Source organism: Streptomyces sp. NPDC087901 (genome assembly GCF_044742205.1).
GTDB lineage: Bacteria > Actinomycetota > Actinomycetes > Streptomycetales > Streptomycetaceae > Streptomyces.
The window spans coordinates 633,964-652,555 of the sequence record NZ_JBIUUC010000005.1 but is presented as its reverse complement, the minus strand read 5'-3'; the positions used below and the strand labels follow the sequence as shown (position 1 = coordinate 652,555).

Here is an 18,592-nt window from a genome sequence, read left to right as displayed (position 1 = left end):
GCCCCACTGAGCCGGGACCGCAAGGGCTGTCGACTATGGTGACCGGGTGAAGATCGCGCTCATGGACTCCGGAATCGGCCTGCTGGCCGCCGCCGCCGCAGTACGCCGGCTGAGGCCGGACGCCGATCTGGTGCTCTCGTCGGACCCTGCGAGCATGCCCTGGGGCCCGCGGACGCCCGAAGACGTCACGGCGCGCGCCCTCGCCGTCGCGCGCGCCGCCGCTGACCACCGGCCCGACGCGCTGATCGTCGCCTGCAACACGGCTTCCGTGCACGCGCTCGCCACGCTCCGGGCCGAGCTGGAGCCCGCGCTGCCGGTCATCGGTACCGTCCCGGCGATCAAGCCGGCTGCCGCGGCCGGTGGCCCGGTCGCGATCTGGGCCACCCCCCTCACCACCGGCAGCCCGTACCAGCGCGGGCTCATCCGCGACTTCGCCGGGTCCGCAGCCGTGACCGAGGTGCCCTGCCCCGGACTGGCCGACGCCGTGGAGTACGCGGACGAGGCCGGTATCGAGAAGGCCCTGGCCGCGGCCGCCGCGCTCACTCCGCCCGATGTGCAGGCCGTCGTGCTGGGCTGCACCCACTACGAGCTGGTCGCCGAACGCATCCGCCGCGCCGTGCAGCAGCCCGGCCGCCCGCCCGTCGTCCTGCACGGCTCGGCCGGCGCCGTCGCCGCCCAGGCCCTGCGCCGGATCGGGGCCCAGCCCGCTCCGTCGGCCGAACCTGCCGCCGGGCTCGCCGTACTCCTCGGCGGACGCCCGTCCGAGCTCCCGGAAGCCGCGCTGGCCTACCGGGAAGGGCGCGGGCTCGCCGCGGTCAGCACCGCCCGCTGACCTTCCGGCGGCCCGAAGGGGGCCTTCGGGCCCGTCCCGCCGCGCGGATTCTTCAGTACGCTGCTTGGCATGAGGGACCACCCCCGAAATCCGACGCGTACCGGTGCCGACACGCACACCGCGGTCTGGACCGGCCGGGCCACCAACCGGACCCAGTGGGTGCTCGCGGCCGCCGGCGCAGCGTGTCTGGCTCTCGGCATCCAGCTCGCCGTGAGCTCCACCTGGACCTCCGGCGTCGCCCCGCTGCTGATGTCGGTGATCGGCTGCGTGGCGGCCGGACTGCTCATGCTGTTCGGAACCCTCGCCTTCGTGAACGTGGTGGTCCGCGTCGACGGTGACGCCCTGGAAGTGCGCTGTGGCCACATGGGGCTGCCGCGCCGCCGGATCCTGCTCACCCATGTGGTGGGCGCGGAGTTCGCACCGCAGGTCACCCCGCGCCAGTGGGGCGGCTGGGGCTACCGCTGGCGCCCCGATCAGGGCACGGCAGTGGTCGTGCGGCGGGGCGAGGGACTGGTGCTCCGGCTCGGCGACGGAAGGACCTTCACGGTCACGGTCGACGACGCCGAGGCGGGCGTCCGGTTCATCCGCGACCGCCTGCACCTCCCGCCCACCGGCGCGGCGGCCGGGATCTGATCTGTGCCCCGGCGCGCTCGGTCTGTGCATCTGTGGCGCGCTGTTGCGGTGGCGGGGGTCTGATCTGTGCCCGGCGCGCCCGGCCTGCGTATCTGTCGCGCAGCGGCGCGGCGGCCGGGATCTGATCCGTGCCTGGCGCATTCGGTCTGTGCATCTGTGGCGCGCTGTTGCGGCGGCCGGGATCTGATCTGCGCCCCGGCGCACCCGCCCGTGCACCTGCCGCCCACCGGCGCTGCGGCCGCCGGCCGACCCCCGCTCCGAGCACACGGCCTCGGACCCGCCTCACAGGCCGGCCCGGTCAGCCCTCGGGCCGTGTCCGGGCACGTCGTCACCGCCGCGCGGAATCTGCTCCGTACCGTTGCCGCCCGCCGGCCCGTTCGCTCCGATCGGCCGCCTGGCCGACGCCAGCCCGGCCAGCAGCCCCGCACCCGCCGTCACCGGAGTGAAGCTCAGCGCATTGCCCACGCTCGCCAGCGCCGCCAGCGCGGTGAGCGCCGCCCCGGCCGTCAGGGCGACCGCGGTGCTGCGCGGCGAGCGCCACAGCACGTACAGGAGCCAGCCGAAGGCGGCGCCCAGCAGCACCACACCCACCACCCCCTGCTCGGCTGCCTGCTGCAGCACGGCCGAGTGTGGCTTCCCGTCCGAACCGAGGCTCTGCTGCGCGGTGGGGCTCAGGTCGGCGAAGCGGTCGGGTCCGATGCCGAGAACCGGGTGCTCCCCGGCCATATGCGCGGCGTCCTGCCACAGCTGTACGCGGTTGCCGGTCAGCTGCCCCTCCAGGGAGACCGTGAGGCCGTCGGGCAGCACGTCCTCGGCCACCGCCCACGAGACGCCCACCATCAGACCGGCAGCCAGCGCGAATCCGACGAGACCGAGCAGCCGGCTCCGCATCCTGGCCGCCGCCAGGGAGCACAGCAGCACGCCGATCGCCGCCGTGAAGCCGGCGACTGAGCCGAGCCGGAGCGAGGCACAGGCCGTGCCGAGAGCCAGCAGCCGCAGGGCGAACCGCAGAGATTCCCGCCGGGCCGCGGCTGCCGCGCAGCAGGCCGCGCCGGCCGCCAGAACCAGCAGCGCGGCGGCCGCACCGGTGTGTCCGGGCGCGGTATCCACGGTCGCCGTCGCACCGGGCATGCCGTGACGCCAGACCAGCGCCATGACGAGGGCTGCCAGGGCGGCGACGGCCGCGGTGGCCACCGGCAGCAGCGTTCCGCAGATCCGCCCGCAGGCGAAACCCGCCGCGACGGCGAGCAGCGCGAGGAGCACCCCTTCGGGCCGGGTCTCGCGTCCGGCCGCGCTGATCAGCGACCAGGTAGCACAGGCGGCGAGAATCAGTGCCCCGGCGACGTCGGACGCGTTGCCGCCCTCGGGCCCCCGCTCTGCTGGTGCAGCCATCACGTCCGTCCCCCGGCCTGTGACCGTCCCGTCCGCGACGGCCGGATCCGGCCGGTCGGCGGGGGACTGGCGCACAGGCTAACGGCCACAGTGGTCATATGTGCAGGAGATGCGCAGAAACGATCCGGCGGTAGGTATTCCGTCACCAGGACGGGGCTCCCCGGTAACCGGCCCGCCACCGTAGACTCCGCCGGGTGAGCACCACCATCGCCCAGGTCGGCGACCCGCAGAAGCCTGTCTCCGCCCCCCGAGCCGGCCGTCTGCTGCCGCGCCTCGCACGGCCCGCCGCCGCCGTCCTGTCCGGGGTGATGCTGTACGCGAGCTTCCCGCCCCGGCCGCTGTGGTGGCTGGTTCTGCCCGGGTTCGCCCTGCTCGGCTGGGTGCTGTTCGAGCGCAGGCTCCGCGCCGCGTTCGGCCTCGGCCTGCTTGCCGGACTCGGCTTCATGCTGCCGCTGCTGCACTGGACGGGCGAAGAGGTCGGCCCGGTGCCGTGGCTGGCCCTCGCCGCTGCGGAGGCGCTGTTCATCGCTGTGGGCTGCATCGGCATCTCCGCCGTGTCCCGGCTCTCCTGCTGGCCGCTCTGGGCGGCCGCGGTCTGGACGCTCGACGAGGCGCTCCGGGCCCGGGTGCCGTTCGGCGGCTTCCCCTGGGGCAAGATCGCCTTCGGGCAGGCGGACAGCGTGTTCCTGCCGCTCGCGGCTCTGGGCGGCACGCCGCTCCTCTCCTTCGCCGTGGTGCTGTGCGGCTTCGGCCTCTTCGAGGCCGTCCGCCGCTTCCGTATCCACCGCACCACCGGTGAACTGCCCCGCCTGGCCGCCGCCGCGACCGCTGCGGCCGTCCTGGTACCCGTCGTCGCGGCCCTCGCCGCCCTGCCGCTGGTGGACGACTCCGCCGAGGACGGCACCGCGACCGTCGCCGCGATCCAGGGCAACGTGCCGCGGCTCGGCCTCGACTTCAACTCCCAGCGCCGCGCCGTCCTGGACAACCATGCGAAGCGCACGGAGCAGCTCGCCCGGGACGTGAAGGCAGGCAAGGTCCCGCAGCCCGACTTCGTCCTGTGGCCGGAGAACTCCTCCGACCTCGATCCCTACCGCAACGCAGACGCGAGGATCGTCATCGACGACGCCGTGAAGGCGATCGGTGTGCCGACCGTGGTCGGGGCGGTCGTCGAACCCGACACGGGCAACCTGCGCAACACCCTCATCCAGTGGGACCCGGACAAGGGGCCCGTGGCCACGTACGACAAGCGCCACATCCAGCCGTTCGGCGAGTACATGCCGATGCGCTCCTTCGTGCGCATGTTCAGTTCGGACGTCGACCGGGTGCAGCGCGACTTCGGGCCGGGCAAGAAGGTCGGCGTCTTCGACCTGGCGGGCACCGACGTCGGCCTGGTCACCTGCTACGAGGCCGCGTTCGACGACGCCGTACGCGACACGGTCGAGCACGGTGCCCAGCTGATCGCCGTCCCCAGCAACAACGCCACCTTCGGCCGCAGCGAGATGACCTACCAGCAGCTCGCCATGTCCCGGGTACGCGCGGTCGAGCACAGCCGTTCCGTGGTCGTCCCGGTCACCAGCGGTGTCAGCGCGGTGATCCGCCCGGACGGCACCGTCGTCCAGAAGACGAAGATGTTCACGCCGGACGCCTTGGTGGACGAGGTGCCGCTCCGCTCCTCGCTGACCCCGGCGACCAGGATGGGTGCGCTGCCCGAGGGTCTGCTTGCGCTGCTCGCGGTGACCGGCCTCGGCTGGGTGGCGACGCGGACGGTGCGCGCACGACGTTCCCGCTGAGCGGGTGCGCGCGCCACGTAGGGTCGTGGCATGGCAATTCCTGACTTCATCCGTGAGATCCGTGCCACCGCGGGTCAACAGTTGCTCCTGCTGCCCGGCGTCAGCGCAGTCGTCTTCGACGACGACGGCAGAGTGCTTCTCGGACGACGCGCCGACACCGGCAAGTGGTCGATCGTCGGAGGCATCTCCGAACCGGGGGAGCAGCCCGCGGCGACGGCGGAGCGAGAGGTGTACGAGGAGACGGCCGTGCGCTGTGTGGCGGAGCGGGTGGTGCTCACCCAGGCCCTGCCTCCCGTGCAGTACGAGAACGGCGACCGCTGCCAGTACCTGGACGTCACCTTCCGCTGCCGCGCCACCGGCGGCACGGCCCGGGTCAACGACGACGAGTCGCTCGAGGTGGGCTGGTTCCACGTCGACGCGCTTCCACCCCTGCAGGAGTTCGCGCTCTTCCGGATCAAGCAGTCGATGACCGACGGCCCCACCTGGTTCGAGGCCACCGACCCGCAGATGTGACGGGGAGGGGCAGGGTGGCCGCGCACGGCCACCCGGCCCCCGGACCGCTCCGGATCAGTCGCTACGCACCACTGCGTACGGCATCTGCGGACGGCTCCGCGGGTGCGTCCTGCCCGGCACCGGGCTCGACGTCCGCCAGGTCCCGGTGCCGGGTCTCCTTCGCACAGACCACAGCCAGCACGGTGATGAGCGCAGCGGCGATCACGTACAGCGCGATCGGCGTCGAGCTGTCGTAGTCGGCGAGCAGCGCGGTGGCGATGAGCGGCGCCGGGGCACCGGCCGCGACGGACGAGAACTGGGCGCCGATCGACGCACCCGAGTACCGCATCCGGGTCGCGAACAGCTCCGAGAAGAAGGCCGCCTGCGGCGCGTACATCGCCCCGTGGAAGAACAGCCCGACCGTGACGGCGAGCAGCAGACTCCAGAAGCTCCGGCTGTCGATCAGTGCGAAGAACGGGAACATCCAGAGCCCCACCCCGACCGCGCCGACCAGGTACACCGGCCGGCGCCCGACCCGGTCGGACAGCGCACCCCACAGCGGGATGACGGCGAAGTGGATCGCCGACGCGATGAGGACGGCGTTGAGTGCCGTCTGCTTGCTCAGATCGGCCGCCGTCGTCGCGTAGACGAGGATGAACGCCGTGATGACGTAGTAGCTGATGTTCTCCGCCATCCTGGCGCCCATGGCGATCAGCACGTCGCGCCAGTGGTGCCGCAGTACGGCCACGACCGGCATCTTCTCCGCCGCCCCGGTGGCTGCCCTGCGCTCCTCGGCCTGCGCCAGCGCGGCCTTGAACAAGGGTGATTCGTCGACGGACAGACGAATCCACAGACCGATGATCACCAGTACGCCGGAGAGCAGGAAGGGGATACGCCAGCCCCAGGCCTCGAAGGTCGAGTCCGACATGAGCGCGGTCAGCGCGGAGAGCACCCCGGTGGCGAGCAACTGCCCGGCCGGCGCACCGGTCTGCGGCCACGAGGCCCAGAACCCACGACGCTTCGCGTCCCCGTGCTCCGACACCAGCAGCACGGCCCCGCCCCACTCACCGCCGAGGGCGAAGCCCTGCACCAGCCGGAGCACGGTGAGCAGGACGGGAGCGGCGACTCCCACGGTGGCGTGCGTCGGCAGCAGCCCGATCGCGAACGTGGCCCCACCCATCATCAACAGGCTGAGCACCAGCAGCTTCTTGCGCCCGAGCCGGTCGCCGTAGTGCCCGAAGACCAGCGCACCGATCGGCCGCGCGGCGAAGCCGACCGCGTACGTGAGGAAGGACAGGAGGGTTCCCACCAGCGGCTCGGAATCGGGGAAGAACAGCTTGTTGAAGACCAGGGCGGCCGCTGATCCGTACAGAAAGAAGTCGTACCACTCGATGGTGGTGCCGATGAGGCTGGCGGCGACGATGCGGCGGAGGTTGGAGGCGGGTGGGGGAGCGGATGCCTGTGCGGCCATGGGTACCACTTCCGGACGGTGGGCGGGGACGGTTCCGTGTCGCCATACCGTAGGAAGGGCCAGGTCAGGGGCGTATGTGGCGGGACACCATAGTTCGGGTTGCCGGTGTGCGGGCCGGCGCTACGGGGAGGGGGCGCGGGCCCGTTTCCGCTTCAGGGGGTGGGCGGGAGAGAGCTGTCCGAGTTGCACTGTTCGGTATGTTTCGCGAGGGGCGTGCTGACTCCCGTGCTGGTTTGGTGCTGACTAAAAGCCCACGTCATCACCCGTCTTCACCTCTCCCGTGCTGACTTGGTGCTGACTACGCTGCGTTGCAGTCGGGTAATTCGGTGCGGAGCGGACGGCTGAAGCTTCCGTTTGGACGCGTCCTTGCTGCAGATCCGTGAGGCGCGTGTCTCAGTCTCGAAGGGGGCTGTGAGGACGGCGGCGCCGACGCTGCCGCAGGTATGGACCCATCCCGGGGACGGGCGGGTGGCGTCCTCGGAATGGAGACTGCGAAGGCCGGTTTCGGGCGGTTGAAGAAGGGCTGGCAAAAGGGGCGGCGCAACGCGCGAGCGAATCGGACGCGGTGCTGCTCGGAGGTGCGGGAGCAGAAGCGGTCGATTGAGCTTTGATTGCTTGCCGAGGCCGGGTTGTTGCGGATCGGTGTCGCGGCAGGCCGGGTGGGCCTGGTCAACGCCGAGCATGTCGTCCTGGGCGCGGCCGGTGCGATTAGGGTCGCCGAGGACTCCGCGCTGAGAGGCCTATAGAGCCGGCACGAAGAGTGATCACGGCGCGCCGTGCCGGAACCCGCCAGCCGAGACGCGATCTACCACCTGTGCCATGTGGGACCGGAAACCGCCAGCGTCTGCCTCGCGAACTCAACTCCGTCAGCCCCTGCTGCCGCTCGGCGGCTCACCTCCGCTCGCGCGGAGAGCACGGCGACCTCGCCGCACTCGAAGCACGGGCGCACGGCTCACCTCCGCTCGCGCGGAGAGCACTACGCCTCGGCGCCGCACGCAGTGACCAGCAGCGGCTCACCTCCGCTCGCGCGGAGAGCACCCAGCAGCAGGGCGAACAGGATCAGCATGCGACGGCTCACCTCCGCTCGCGCGGAGAGCACGCGGCCTGGACCAGTCGCCCACCCATCTGCGCCGGCTCACCTCCGCTCGCGCGGAGAGCACTGCTGCGGCTACGGAGGCCGGCAGAAGTAGGACGGCTCACCGCTCGCGCGGAGAGCACCACCCAGCAAGGGAGATCAGGTGACGTAGCGACGGCTCACCTCCGCTCGCGCGGAGAGCACGCGGTCGGTGGCGCGCTTCATCCGGGCGGCGGCGGCTCACCTCCGCTCGCGCGGAGAGCACGCCGGAACCCTCTACCGCGTCAGCACATGGATCGGCTCACCTCCGCTCGCGCGGAGAGCACAACGGCTCCCTGCGGGAGATGACCGTGATGGCCGGCTCACCTCCGCTCGCGCGGAGAGCACGCGCTGGTCTCGATGGTGGTGATGTCAGCGGCCGGCTCACCTCCGCTCGCAGCACTGCAACGTGGCCGCGTCCGCGAGGAACGCGCGCGGCTCACCTCCGCTCGCGCGGAGAGCACAGAGGCGCCCGAAGATGCTCCGCCGCGCACTCCGGTTCACCTCCGCTCGCGCGCAGAGCACGGCGACGACGGATGTGGCGTACGCGAGGGCGAAGGTTCACCTCCGCTCGCGCGGAGCGCACCCGGCCAAGGGCATCGTCCAGCCCAAGGGCTACGGTTCACCTCCGCTCGCGCGGAGAGAACTGCTGTTCCAGCTGGTACCGCTCCAGCGACACCGGTTCACCTCCGCTCGCGCGGAGAGCACTCCGGGGTGATCCGGGTCGCGACGCCGTCGACCGGCTGACCTCCGCTCGTGCGGAGAGCACATGATGCAGCGCTCACGCTCCGACGGCTGACCTCCGCTCGCGCGGAGAGCACTCGAGCTCGGGGAGCACTCCGACGTGGGACACCGGCTCACCTCTGCTCGCGCGGAGAGCACTGGGTGTACGGCGTCGACAGGTACTCAGCCACCGGCTCACCTCCGCTCGCGCGGAGAGCACGCGATGCCGGCCACGTCGATGGCCAGTTCTGCCGGCTCACCTTCGCTCGCGCGGAGAGCAGGCGGCGAGGTTGCCCGCGGGCGCGAGCATCAGTGGCTCACCTCCGCTCGCGCGGAGAGCACGGCACCGCGCTGGCCGGCCCGCTCGGCGGCCACGGCTCACCTCCGCTCGCGCGGAGAGCACCGAACTGGTCCCGCACGACCACAAGTACACCGGCTCACCTCCGCTCGCGCAGAAGCACATCCGGCATGCGATGGACACCGGGAAGATCGTCGGCTCACCTCCGCTCCCGCGGAGAGCACCGGTACACCGCGTCCCGTCCATACGTCCGGGTCGGCTCACCTCCGCTCGCGCGGAGAGCACTTCGTGAACGTCGGACAGTGGTTTGTTGGGCACGGTTCACCTCTGCTCGCGCGGAGAGGACAATCGCGCCGGGTGGTAGGCCCCGAGCAGGTTCGGTTCACCTCCGCTCGCGCGGAGAGCACTGCTCCGTCCACTTTCCGGAGGGCGGCCGAGCGGCTCACCTCCGAGAGCACGTCAGCACCGACCAGTTCGAGAACGGACCGGATGGCTGACCTCCGCTCGCGCAGAGAGCACGTAGTGATGCCCAGTACTGGGCCGATGCCGGACGGCTCACCGCCGCTCGCGCGGAGAGGCACGTCATCAGGTACATCAGGCGCCACCCGAACCGCGGCTCACCTCCGCTCGCGCGGAGAGGGCCCCTGACCTCGAAACGGGGGAGGCCCCGGAGCCGGCTCACCTCCGCTTGCGCGGAGAGCACTCGCACCGCATCGGCTCCACCATCTCCCACCGCGGTTCACCTTCCCTCGCACGGAGACCACGGATCCCCGGTCGGCTGATCTTCGTGTGCTAGCTCCTGTCTGCGTTGGGCACCATCGGCACCCTGCTCTCCTAGCGTGACGAGACGCCGACTCATCCCGCGCTCGCGCGTGGGGGAGCACGATGACGCTCTTCACGTTTCAAGGAACGGACGCAGAGACGCGCCGCACAGTTTTCGTGCACCACCGGCGCACAGCCGCTCGCGCAAGCTGACTCCACGAGGGAGAAGGGTGTGGAACCTGTACCTAGCAGTTGGGTTGTCTTCGTTCGCGCGGGGAGAGGATTGCTATGCGGGAGGGAATACGTAGCTGGAGTGGGGACACATCGCCGTGCGGAAGCAGCCAGCCAGCGGATGTATCGCCAGCATGTAAAAGGTGACGGACCCCTGGGATCCGTCACCGTCGGCTCAGAAGAGCCAGCTGACGAGTTCGCTGATCAGGGCACGGATTACCGCGCTGACCACGACGCGTGAGACCTCGAGGAGGACCTTGCGACGCAGGACGAACTTGTGCAGGAACCGCGACATTGCATCTCCAGGCGCAGACACAGCCGAGGTGGCGCCACATCCCTCGAGAGGGTCGTGCGTTCATCTCGATGCCCCGTGGCTGGAGAGCCAATGGCATTCCGCGCACCCCCAGGGAGGCGTGAGCAGTAAGTACTCTACGGGTTGACCAAGTTGGTGTGTCTGCGGTTGTCCGATTTCCCTCCGTCGGTCTTCGCGGGGACGCGGCAAGGCGACGAGGCGTTGCAGGCCAGGCCCTTTCTGCCGCGTTCTCCTGAAGCACACCTGCACCGAACCCGTGACAAGGAGCACTATGTTTCTGGACTCGCGCCTCTGGGGCAAGGCTGCCGGGTTGGGTACGGGCGCCCGCGGTGCAGGGCACACGCATCCTTTGATCTGTCACCTGTTGGACACGGCGGCCGTCGCTGAGGTCGTCTGGGATGAACTGCTGACCGCGCACCAGCGGAGCATGGTGGCGTCGGCGCTGCAGGTTTCGGATGAGCAGGCGCGCGTGCTCGCGGCCTTTTGGGCGGGGCTGCATGACATAGGGAAGATCAGTGTGCCGTTCCAGCTGCACTCGGGTGGACCGAGGAGTGCGGACAAGAAGCTCCTGGCTCACGAGCTGCTCCGTGAGCCGGGCTACGGATTCGGTGCTGGCGCTCAGCTGGACGGGCAGTCGCACGAAGCGGCGGCGCACTGGTGGCTGGTGGGGATGTTCAAGGAGATTGGCTATCCCTCGTCCAGGCGGCGTCCGCAGTCCCAGCTCAGTCATGCTGTGGCCCAGTTGCTGGGTGGGCACGGTGGTTGCTTCCACCCCGTGGTCCACGACAAGGACTCGAGGTGCCCTGCCGCGCGTCACCCCGGTATCGGGGCGGGAAGCTGGGAGGAGCAGCGGCGGACCCACTTCGACGAGGTCCGCAGAGTGGTCAGGGTTGAGTCGGTCCCGCAAGGGCGGATGACGCCGGGAGCGGCTGTTGTCCTGACGGGCTTGGTCACCCTGTCGGACTGGCTGGCCAGTATCACAGAAGAGATCCGGACCCGGCTCAGGAAAGAGGGGTGGGCCGGCACACCCGAAGACCTGGACGCCTACTGGCAGATCGCCCGCACGGCGGCGCCCCGTCTGTTGCAGCAGCAGGACCTGCTCGGGACGGGCTTCGCCCGGCCGCCTGACCCCGCTCCGCGCGTAGGGAAGACCGGTCTTGGGGCGAGCATGGCTCGCCAGCTGCCTGAGCTGGTAACCGAACACGGGCCGGGCATGGTGGTCGTGACCGCGCCACCGTCGCAGGACCGTACAGAAGCGGCCCTTCGCGCAGCGGCAGTCCTTGGGCATGCAGCGAACGCGCGGGGCCTCTTCTATGCACTGCCGACCGGTTCGGCGGCTGACAGCCACATGGCGCAGGTGCATGCGTTCGCCGAGCAGGCACTGACCGGCCCCTGGCGGTCGCTGCTGCTCCACAGCTCTTCCCGGTTGAAGCCGGCGGAAGCCGCGCAGCAGTGGGCGCATGCCAATGCCCCCGATGGAGTCAGCGCGGAGCCTGGTGAGGAGTGGACTCTGACGGCGAACAGCTGGCTCAATTCCCATCACCGCGCGCTATTGGCTGCGGTCGGCACGGGGACGGTGGACGAACTTCTGCAGGCTGTCATGCCGGTGAAGTTCAACGTGATGCGGCTGTTTGCTCTTTCCGGCAAGGTCGTCGTGGTGGATGAAGCCCATGCCCGGGGCGCCTGGGGGCAGAAGCTGATGCTCCGGTTCCTGGAGTGGGCCGCTGCGTTGCGGATCCCCGTTGTCCTGGCCGCGACGGCTGCGGACAGGTCGGTGGACGCGATGCTGGCGGCCTACCGCCGGGGCGCAGGAGGGGGGCGAGAGCCGATGATGCAGCCTCGTCGATCGCCTGGGTGGTCGTTCGTGGATGCCCGGTGCGGAGGCGGGCACCTGCCCCAGCAGCCTGCCCGGGCCACTCGTGCCGGCACGCTCGGCATCAGGGTCGTTGACGGGTCGTCGTACGGGGAGATCCAGGCGGCTCTTGCCGCGATGGTGGCAGCTGGCAACGGAAGGGCCGCCGTCTACCGATCGACGCCCGCGGAAGCCATCAGCACGTTCCACCGGCTCACCCACGATCTGCCCGGTCTCGATGTGACCCTGGTCCATGAACAGATGCGCAACAAGGACCGATGGCAGCGCCTCGCAGCCTGCCGTAGCGTCTTCGACTCTCACGGTGGGGTCTCCGGGCCCTCCGTGCTGGTGACGACGTCGATGCTGGAACATGTCCGGGGCCTGCATTTCGACCTCGTCATCTCCGGGGCGGCACCGCTCGCAAGCTTGTTGGCCCGTGCGGTGCAGAGCGTTGGTGATCGCTCGATGCTGGTGGTGCTCCGTGCGGACAGCGCGTCCGAACTGGACGACGCCGCGCTGGTGCGGCGCACTGGCATGCTTCTGGGAACCGACAGGACGGTCTCTCTGCCCGAAGAACTGCCCGTTCTGCTGGACGAGGTGTACGGCCGTGAGCTCGTCGACAGGTTGGGGGAGTCTGCGGTACGTGAGCTCCAGCAGCTCGACAACGAGCGCACGGTTCGTGAACGCAGAGCCAGTGGTACTGCCGGTTGGCTGGAGGTGCCTGGACCGCGGGAGCTCGACGGCGACCTTGGTCTGCTGAGCCGCGACCACCCGGGTATGACGCCCGATCTGCTTTCCTCCGTGCTCGGCGAGGAGATGGCACATGTGGTCTGCCTCTACCCCGGGTACGACCGGCAGGGCAACCCAGTGCATCTCCTGGAGGACGATCTCCTTGAGACGAAACTTGATCGCAGTCCCAAGGGGAGACCGAATCCCAGCCAGCTCGTCCCCTATCTGATCCCGGTACCGAAGCGACTCGTCGAGGCCGTGGAGGGCGACGCCAACCCTGCCTGGCGCAACATGCCCGCCCTCAACAACGTCCTGCGACTGAACCTGCAACGGGAAGACGGTAAGTGGGTGCACACCAGCTCGAGCCACCGAATTCACGTTTCTGAACTCGGCCTGCAAATTGATCAGTTGCGGTAACCGCCCACGCCGCCCCCGTACGACCTTCTAACATTCGGTGGAAGTCCGACCACGGGGGGAGGGACGTGGCCACACCTGCGTCCAATCTGATCGACCAGCCATGGATTCCGGTCGCATGGCTGGAGGGAAAGCCCGGCCCGCCTCAGGTGGGCCTCAGGAGTCTGTTCCTGCATGCCGGGGAGATCCGCACGCTGCTGATCCCGGAAGCTCCGGCTCACTCGGCGCTGCTGCGCCTGCTGTACGCGCTCACGGCACGGATCACCGCTCTGGATGAGGCCGGTCCCGGAAGCTGGGGCGATCGGCGGGAGGCAATCCTTCAGCAGGGTCTTTTTGAGCAGAGCATCGAACTCGCCGACGGCCACAAGGCCGGCATCGCCGGCTACTTCGACCGGTGGACTCACCGTTTCGACCTGTTCGATCGCGATCGTCCCTGGCTCCAGGACCCCCGCCTCCCCGACCAGTGCGACAGAAACCAAACAGCCGGGACTCACAAGCTGGTCATGAGCCGGTCAGCGGGCAACAACCACTCCTGGTTCGGGCACTGGAGCCATGACAACCCCGTACCTCCCAACCTCTCGCAGACAGCTCTGTCGCTCCTGACCTGGCATTACTGGGGAGCCCCTGGCGCTCTCTCGAAGCGTGCAGTCGGCCATGTGAGCCACCACTACGCGAAGGCTTCACCACTGCGCGCCGCGCTGTCGTATCACCCGGAGTGCGACAACCTTTTCCTGACGCTGCTGGCAGGTCTGACACCGCCGGATGGCGACGTCAGCCGGCAGACCGATCTGTGCCCCTGGGAGCGCGATGACCTCCCGGACCCGCTCATGCCGATGCCCGAGCCACAGGGCCCCTGCTCAGGGCTCACCGCCTGTTCGCAGCACGCTCTCCATCTGGTCCCCGCCCAGGACGGCGAGCACACCGCCGACGCGTACATCACCTGGGCCTACAACGCCGAGCGGATCCGACCGGAAGACGATTACCTGATCTGGGACATCGACAAGGACGGGAAGACTTCCCCCCGCCCCGCACGTTCCTCCCGTTCCTTGTGGCGGGATATCGATGCCCTTCTGCTCAAGCAGCTGAACGACTCCAGCCCCGTCCAGCCGAAGGTCATGGACTACGCCTTCGACGTCAGTGAGTACTTGCGAGTACGCGCGCTCGGCTTCGAACAGGACGCCAGCCAGGCGGCCAACCACCAATACGTCGACTCGACGACCCCGGTACTTCTTTCCCGAGTCGAGGAAGACGCGGTGAGTACCGAGCGGCCCGTACGCCAGCTCCGCGAGCTCGGCGAGCTCTTCGAGGACCGGCTGGAGCAGGCCACGAAGGAAGCCTGGCTGAAATTCACCGATGACAAAAAGAACAAACCGGGGGCTTGGGTGGACGCGGTCATGGCACGGTACTGGCCGTCGGCGGAGGACGAGTTCTGGTCGCGATTCCGTCAGTTGAACCGCTCTGGCGGCGCCGAGAATTCCGGCTTCGATTTCGATGCCACGTGCAGGGCTTTCGGGCGGCACGCGCTCGACGCGTACGAGGCGGTGACCGACTCCGTCACGCGCACCCCACGGGGAGCGAGGGCCGTCACCAGGGCGAAGGCGATCATCCTCGCCGCCCTGAAAGACCCACACAAGGCGATGAAGTAATCGAAGGCGAAAGGGCGGCCAAGAACTCGTGACCGCCGCCCGCCGATCCGAGGACAGGCATGACCTTCCAAGCCCCTGAGGCGAGCAAGCGCCCAAACAACCGCGCCACGTATGCCGCCTTCACCGCGCGCATTGAACGCCTGTGCCGCACAGACCCCGGAGCCCGTGCAGCGCTACGCGCGGGTCTGCGCCGCGACCTGGACCACCCGCGCACCCGCGCCATGCACCGGCTGCTGACGCCGCGACTGCCGGAAGGGTGCGACGACAAGACAGCGCAGGCCCATTACACAGTGGCCGCCCTGATCGCGGCCCAGCCCCGACACGCCTTCGCGTCCGACCAGGAAGACGACGAAGACACCGCAGACGAACAAGGGACCGTAAAGAAGCAGGTCCTTCAACAGGACGGACCGGACGAGGAGGCCGCCCCGCCCGAGCTCACCCGCTACGGCCCCTCGTTCGGTGCCACTCTGGGCCATGCCGTCATCGCGAAGGGCGCCTCCATGCGGATGAGCGCCGCAGAGAGCCGCATCAACCTCCTGACCCGGCAGAGCCTCCGCGGCATCCACCTGCACCTGCCTGGAGCGGTGAATCAGGTACGCACCACCAGCGCCACCATCGACTGGGGACAACTGCTGGCAGACCTCGTCGACTGGCCATACCAGTCCGGGCGTATCAGCCGCCGCTGGCTGCAGGACTTCTACCGCATCACCGCCCGCGCCGACCAGGACTGAACCTCTCACCCACAGGAGATCCCCGATGGACCTCAAGCCACGCTTCATCGACATCCACGTCGTCCAACCCGTTCCCTACGCGAACCTGAACCGGGACGACACCAACTCGGTGAAAACCATGCTCTACGGCGATGCCCTGCGTACCCGCATCTCCAGCCAGTCCTGGAAGCGGGCCATCCGCGAGCACTTCCAGGACGCGCTCGGCGACAACGCGCTGCGCACACGCCGCATCGGTGAGCGCGTCACCGACGTGCTCACCGACCGTGGGTGGGATGTGGCGCTTGCCGAACGCGCGGGAGCGCATGTTGCGGCGGGAAGCAGCATCAAGTGGGAGGTGGCCAAGGGGAAAGACAAGCAGCCCATCACGAACAAGGTCCTGACCAACGCGCTCATCTACCTCCCCGAAGATGCTGTCGAGGAACTGGCTGACATCGCCGAAGCCCACAAGGACGCGCTCACGACGGACTTCACCGGCAAGGGAAAGACCAAGCCCGAAAGCGCCCTGAAAGGGAAGATCGACAAAATTCTTCTCAAGAAGAACGGCGTCATCAACCTCTTCGGCCGCATGCTCGCCGAGGTCGACCAGGCAGGTGTCGACGGTGCCGTCCAGGTCGCGCACGCCTTCACCACGCACACCACCGAGGTCGAACTAGACTACTTCGCAGCCGTCGACGATGTCACCGCGGCGAAGGACGACGAAACCGGCAGCGGACACATGGGCACTGCCGAGTTCAGCACCGGCACCTTCTACCGCTTCGCCACAGTCGATCTCAAGGAACTCAGCAAGAACCTGAGCGACGACAACGACATCAGCCTCGAGGCAGCCCGCGAGCTCGCCGGCCAGTTCCTGCTCTCCTTCATCGAATCGCTACCGCAGGCGAAGAAGAACTCCACCGCCCCGCACACGCTCCCGCACCTAGTCCACGTGGCGGTCCGCTCCGACCGGCCACTGTCATTCGCCGCAGCCTTCGAGGAACCCGTACGGTCTGCCGCACACGGCGGCTACGTCGGACGCTCCGTGGCAGGCATCGACGCCTACTCCAAAGCCGCGAACACCCTCCTCGGCCCCGAGCGGGTCCTGCACGCGGCACATGCTTCCCTCCACTTCGACAAGCTGGAGCACCTCGGCGAGCGCCGCACGTCCTTCGAAGCCCTCGTCACCACCTCCATCGACGCGGCCCTCCCCAAGGCCCCGCAGTGACCGAAACACCAACCCACGGACTGCTGTTGCGCCTGGCAGGCCCACTCCAATCGTGGGGCACGCACAGCAACTACATGCGGCGTGACACAGCCCGATTCCCCACACGGTCCGGCGTCGTAGGCATGCTCGCCGCAGGTCTCGGGCGGGAGCGCGAGGCACCTTTGGACGACCTCACGGCGCTGTCGATGACGGTACGAGTCGACCGACCCGGTGTCGTGCTGTCCGACTTCCACACTGTAGGCGGAGGGCTGCCCGCCGATGAGAAAGTGATCACCGTCGATGGGAAACGCAGGTCCGAGGCCAAGGGCACTCTGGTGTCCAAGCGCCAGTACCTAGCCGACGCCGCTTTCACCCTCGCGCTCACCTCCGACGACGAAGAACTGCTCCACTTGTGCGCTGCCGCCCTGCGTGACCCGCACTGGCCCCTCTTTCTAGGCCGCCGGTCCTGCCCGCCAGAGGGTCCGGTACTGCTGGGAACTGTGGACGATCCGCTGCACCACCTGGTACGGATGCCACTGGCAGCCAAGAGGCCGCGCAACGGCCCGCAGCCGATCGAGTTCTACGGCGACGGACCCCTCGGAGTTCTCCCTGTGTACTCCGACGCCCCAGACAGGGGCGACGGTGACCACCACAGCGGCGACGTCACCGACGAACCAATGTCGTTCGCACCGCTGGAGCGCCAGTACCGGCCCCGGCCTCTGTACCGGCGTTCCGTGCACCTCCCCGATGCCACGTACGAAGGCTTCGGCGCCGGCTACCTGGAAAAGCTCCAACGCTACATCGGTACCCATTTCGCCAAGCCGGAGAGGAACACCCGGTGACTTTGTGGCTGACCCGCATCGTGCCCTCGCCCAGTTCTCGCGAGGCCCACCGGGACCTCGGCGGCAACGACCAAGGCATCCGACTGCACCAACGCATGCTGCAGATGTTCCCCGATGGGGTCGAAGGCCCGGCCCGGGCCGCATTCGGAGTCTTGTTCCGTGCCGAAGAAACCCCACATGGGCCCCAGATCCTCCTGCAGAGCCACACCGCGCCCGACCCCTCACGTCTGCCAGACGCCTACGGCAACGTCGAAACGCGCTCCCTCGACGGTATGTTGTCGCACATACACAAGGGGACAATCGTCAACTACCGCTGTGTGGCCAGTCCCGTGCGCAAGCCCGGGGCCGCCGCACGGGAGGCGTACAAACTCCCACCGGTCGTGGCCCTGAGCGGCAATGCCGCCATTGAATGGTGGGAACGCCAGTCCACCGCAGCTGGTTTGGAACCGCTGCACATCAACGCCCACCCGCTCGCCACGGTACGCGGCTCCCGAGGCCCCAAAGATTCTGCAGCAAAGCAGCGAGTCCAGCACGCCCGCACCCAATTCGACGGGACAGCCCGAGTCCTCGACGCCGACCTACTTCGCGAGAAGCTCGCGGCTGGCATCGGGCGGGGCAAGGCATATGGATGCGGGCTGCTGACGCTCGCGCCAATGCAGCAGCGGTCATAAACGACGGACTCGAAGGACTGGTACAGAGCCTGAAGCACACGGCTCATGTCCTCGGTGATTGTCATCTCAGCCCCCGGGGTCTCCGAGCAGCTGCGCGGCGCCCTCACCCATTGGCTCCTCGAAGTCACACGTTAGTCTTCGCCCACTCGCCAGCCACGAACAAGGCTTCCAGCTACGCATAGCAGGCACCCACCCGCCGCGAACCCGTCGACTTCGACAGCTTCACCCTGATCGCCTTCCAGCACGAGAGCCAAGACCATAAGCCCCTTTTGACAATGCCAGGTGAGAGAGCGTGCTCTACGCGCGAGCGGAGGTGAGCCGCCGGCAGGGACGGCGATCCGTTTGTGAAAGGGGTGCTCTCCGCATGAGCGGAGGTGAACCGGAGGGCCCCCAGGCCCGACGACTGCGGCGCACGTGCTCTCCGCGCTAGCTGAGGTGAACCGATCGACCGGGGACCACGCTGTTACTGGCGGCCG

At 68.9% G+C, this 18,592-nt stretch carries 12 protein-coding genes and 1 CRISPR repeat array; of the genes, 10 read left to right on the top strand and 2 right to left on the bottom strand.

The genetic code is table 11. The features are described from left to right. The first annotated feature begins 46 nt into the window (after window positions 1–46). Both ACIOEW_RS20010 and ACIOEW_RS20005 read left to right on the top strand, forming a co-directional pair. On the top strand, window positions 47–832 hold the full coding sequence (locus ACIOEW_RS20010) for an aspartate/glutamate racemase family protein (protein WP_362555492.1): 786 nt from the start codon (window positions 47–49) through the stop codon (window positions 830–832). A 69-nt stretch (window positions 833–901) separates the two neighbouring features. Further along, window positions 902–1,465 carry a hypothetical protein gene (locus tag ACIOEW_RS20005; protein WP_362555490.1) on the top strand — a complete coding sequence of 188 codons (564 nt, stop codon included), beginning with the start codon at window positions 902–904 and terminating at the stop codon, window positions 1,463–1,465. Between the two features lie 282 nt (window positions 1,466–1,747). Here the strand turns inward: ACIOEW_RS20005 and ACIOEW_RS20000 are convergent, their stop codons facing one another. Beyond that, entirely contained in the window at window positions 1,748–2,857 is a 1,110-nt protein-coding gene (locus ACIOEW_RS20000) for an O-antigen ligase family protein (RefSeq protein WP_362555488.1), read from the bottom strand. Window positions 2,858–3,051: 194 nt separating this feature from the next. On the opposite strand from ACIOEW_RS20000, the gene lnt reads away from it, so the two are divergent. Then, complete coding sequence (gene lnt / locus ACIOEW_RS19995; RefSeq protein ID WP_362555486.1) at window positions 3,052–4,647, top strand: apolipoprotein N-acyltransferase; 1,596 nt, start codon at window positions 3,052–3,054, stop codon at window positions 4,645–4,647. Between the two features lie 30 nt (window positions 4,648–4,677). Beyond that, window positions 4,678–5,160 (top strand): NUDIX domain-containing protein, encoded by a 483-nt coding sequence (locus ACIOEW_RS19990; RefSeq protein ID WP_362555484.1) that lies wholly within the window; start codon window positions 4,678–4,680, stop codon window positions 5,158–5,160. A gap of 61 nt (window positions 5,161–5,221) precedes the next feature. Here ACIOEW_RS19990 and ACIOEW_RS19985 read toward each other — a convergent pair whose 3' ends face one another. Then, complete coding sequence (locus ACIOEW_RS19985; protein WP_362555482.1) at window positions 5,222–6,610, bottom strand: MFS transporter; 1,389 nt, start codon at window positions 6,608–6,610, stop codon at window positions 5,222–5,224. 887 nt (window positions 6,611–7,497) lie between these two features. Continuing rightward, window positions 7,498–9,152: a CRISPR direct-repeat array (repeat unit 29 nt; unit sequence CGGCTCACCTCCGCTCGCGCGGAGAGCAC). Window positions 9,153–10,322: 1,170 nt separating this feature from the next. Here ACIOEW_RS19985 and ACIOEW_RS19980 point away from each other — a divergent pair. The 6 genes from ACIOEW_RS19980 to cas6e all read left to right on the top strand — a co-directional run bounded on the left by ACIOEW_RS19980 (window position 10,323) and on the right by cas6e (window position 18,116). Beyond that, window positions 10,323–13,049 (top strand): CRISPR-associated endonuclease Cas3'', encoded by a 2,727-nt coding sequence (locus ACIOEW_RS19980; RefSeq protein ID WP_401964927.1) that lies wholly within the window; start codon window positions 10,323–10,325, stop codon window positions 13,047–13,049. Between the two features lie 65 nt (window positions 13,050–13,114). Then, complete coding sequence (gene casA / locus ACIOEW_RS19975; RefSeq protein ID WP_401964925.1) at window positions 13,115–14,692, top strand: type I-E CRISPR-associated protein Cse1/CasA; 1,578 nt, start codon at window positions 13,115–13,117, stop codon at window positions 14,690–14,692. A gap of 59 nt (window positions 14,693–14,751) precedes the next feature. Then, the gene (gene casB, locus ACIOEW_RS19970; protein ID WP_362555476.1) at window positions 14,752–15,423 is read left to right on the top strand and encodes a type I-E CRISPR-associated protein Cse2/CasB; all 672 of its coding nucleotides are present in this window, start codon (window positions 14,752–14,754) and stop codon (window positions 15,421–15,423) included. Window positions 15,424–15,448: 25 nt separating this feature from the next. Then, window positions 15,449–16,624 (top strand): type I-E CRISPR-associated protein Cas7/Cse4/CasC, encoded by a 1,176-nt coding sequence (gene cas7e, locus ACIOEW_RS19965; RefSeq protein ID WP_362555474.1) that lies wholly within the window; start codon window positions 15,449–15,451, stop codon window positions 16,622–16,624. Then, window positions 16,621–17,445 carry a type I-E CRISPR-associated protein Cas5/CasD gene (gene cas5e, locus ACIOEW_RS19960; RefSeq protein WP_362555472.1) on the top strand — a complete coding sequence of 275 codons (825 nt, stop codon included), beginning with the start codon at window positions 16,621–16,623 and terminating at the stop codon, window positions 17,443–17,445. Before cas7e ends, cas5e begins: the two co-directional genes overlap by 4 nt. Then, the gene (gene cas6e, locus ACIOEW_RS19955; protein ID WP_362555470.1) at window positions 17,442–18,116 is read left to right on the top strand and encodes a type I-E CRISPR-associated protein Cas6/Cse3/CasE; all 675 of its coding nucleotides are present in this window, start codon (window positions 17,442–17,444) and stop codon (window positions 18,114–18,116) included. The genes cas5e and cas6e overlap by 4 nt, the downstream gene beginning before the upstream one ends. The last annotated feature ends 476 nt before the right edge of the window (window positions 18,117–18,592 follow it).

Bases quoted from the DNA above. Each gene is read 5' to 3' on its own strand.
- ACIOEW_RS20005 (WP_362555490.1), top strand. From the start codon at position 902: ATGAGGGACCACCCCCGAAATCCGACGCGTACCGGTGCCGACACGCAC.
- ACIOEW_RS20000 (WP_362555488.1), bottom strand. From the start codon at position 2,857: ATGGCTGCACCAGCAGAGCGGGGGCCCGAGGGCGGCAACGCGTCCGAC.
- ACIOEW_RS19990 (WP_362555484.1), top strand. From the start codon at position 4,678: ATGGCAATTCCTGACTTCATCCGTGAGATCCGTGCCACCGCGGGTCAA.
- ACIOEW_RS19985 (WP_362555482.1), bottom strand. From the start codon at position 6,610: ATGGCCGCACAGGCATCCGCTCCCCCACCCGCCTCCAACCTCCGCCGC.
- ACIOEW_RS19980 (WP_401964927.1), top strand. From the start codon at position 10,323: ATGTTTCTGGACTCGCGCCTCTGGGGCAAGGCTGCCGGGTTGGGTACG.
- casB (WP_362555476.1), top strand. From the start codon at position 14,752: ATGACCTTCCAAGCCCCTGAGGCGAGCAAGCGCCCAAACAACCGCGCC.
- cas7e (WP_362555474.1), top strand. From the start codon at position 15,449: ATGGACCTCAAGCCACGCTTCATCGACATCCACGTCGTCCAACCCGTT.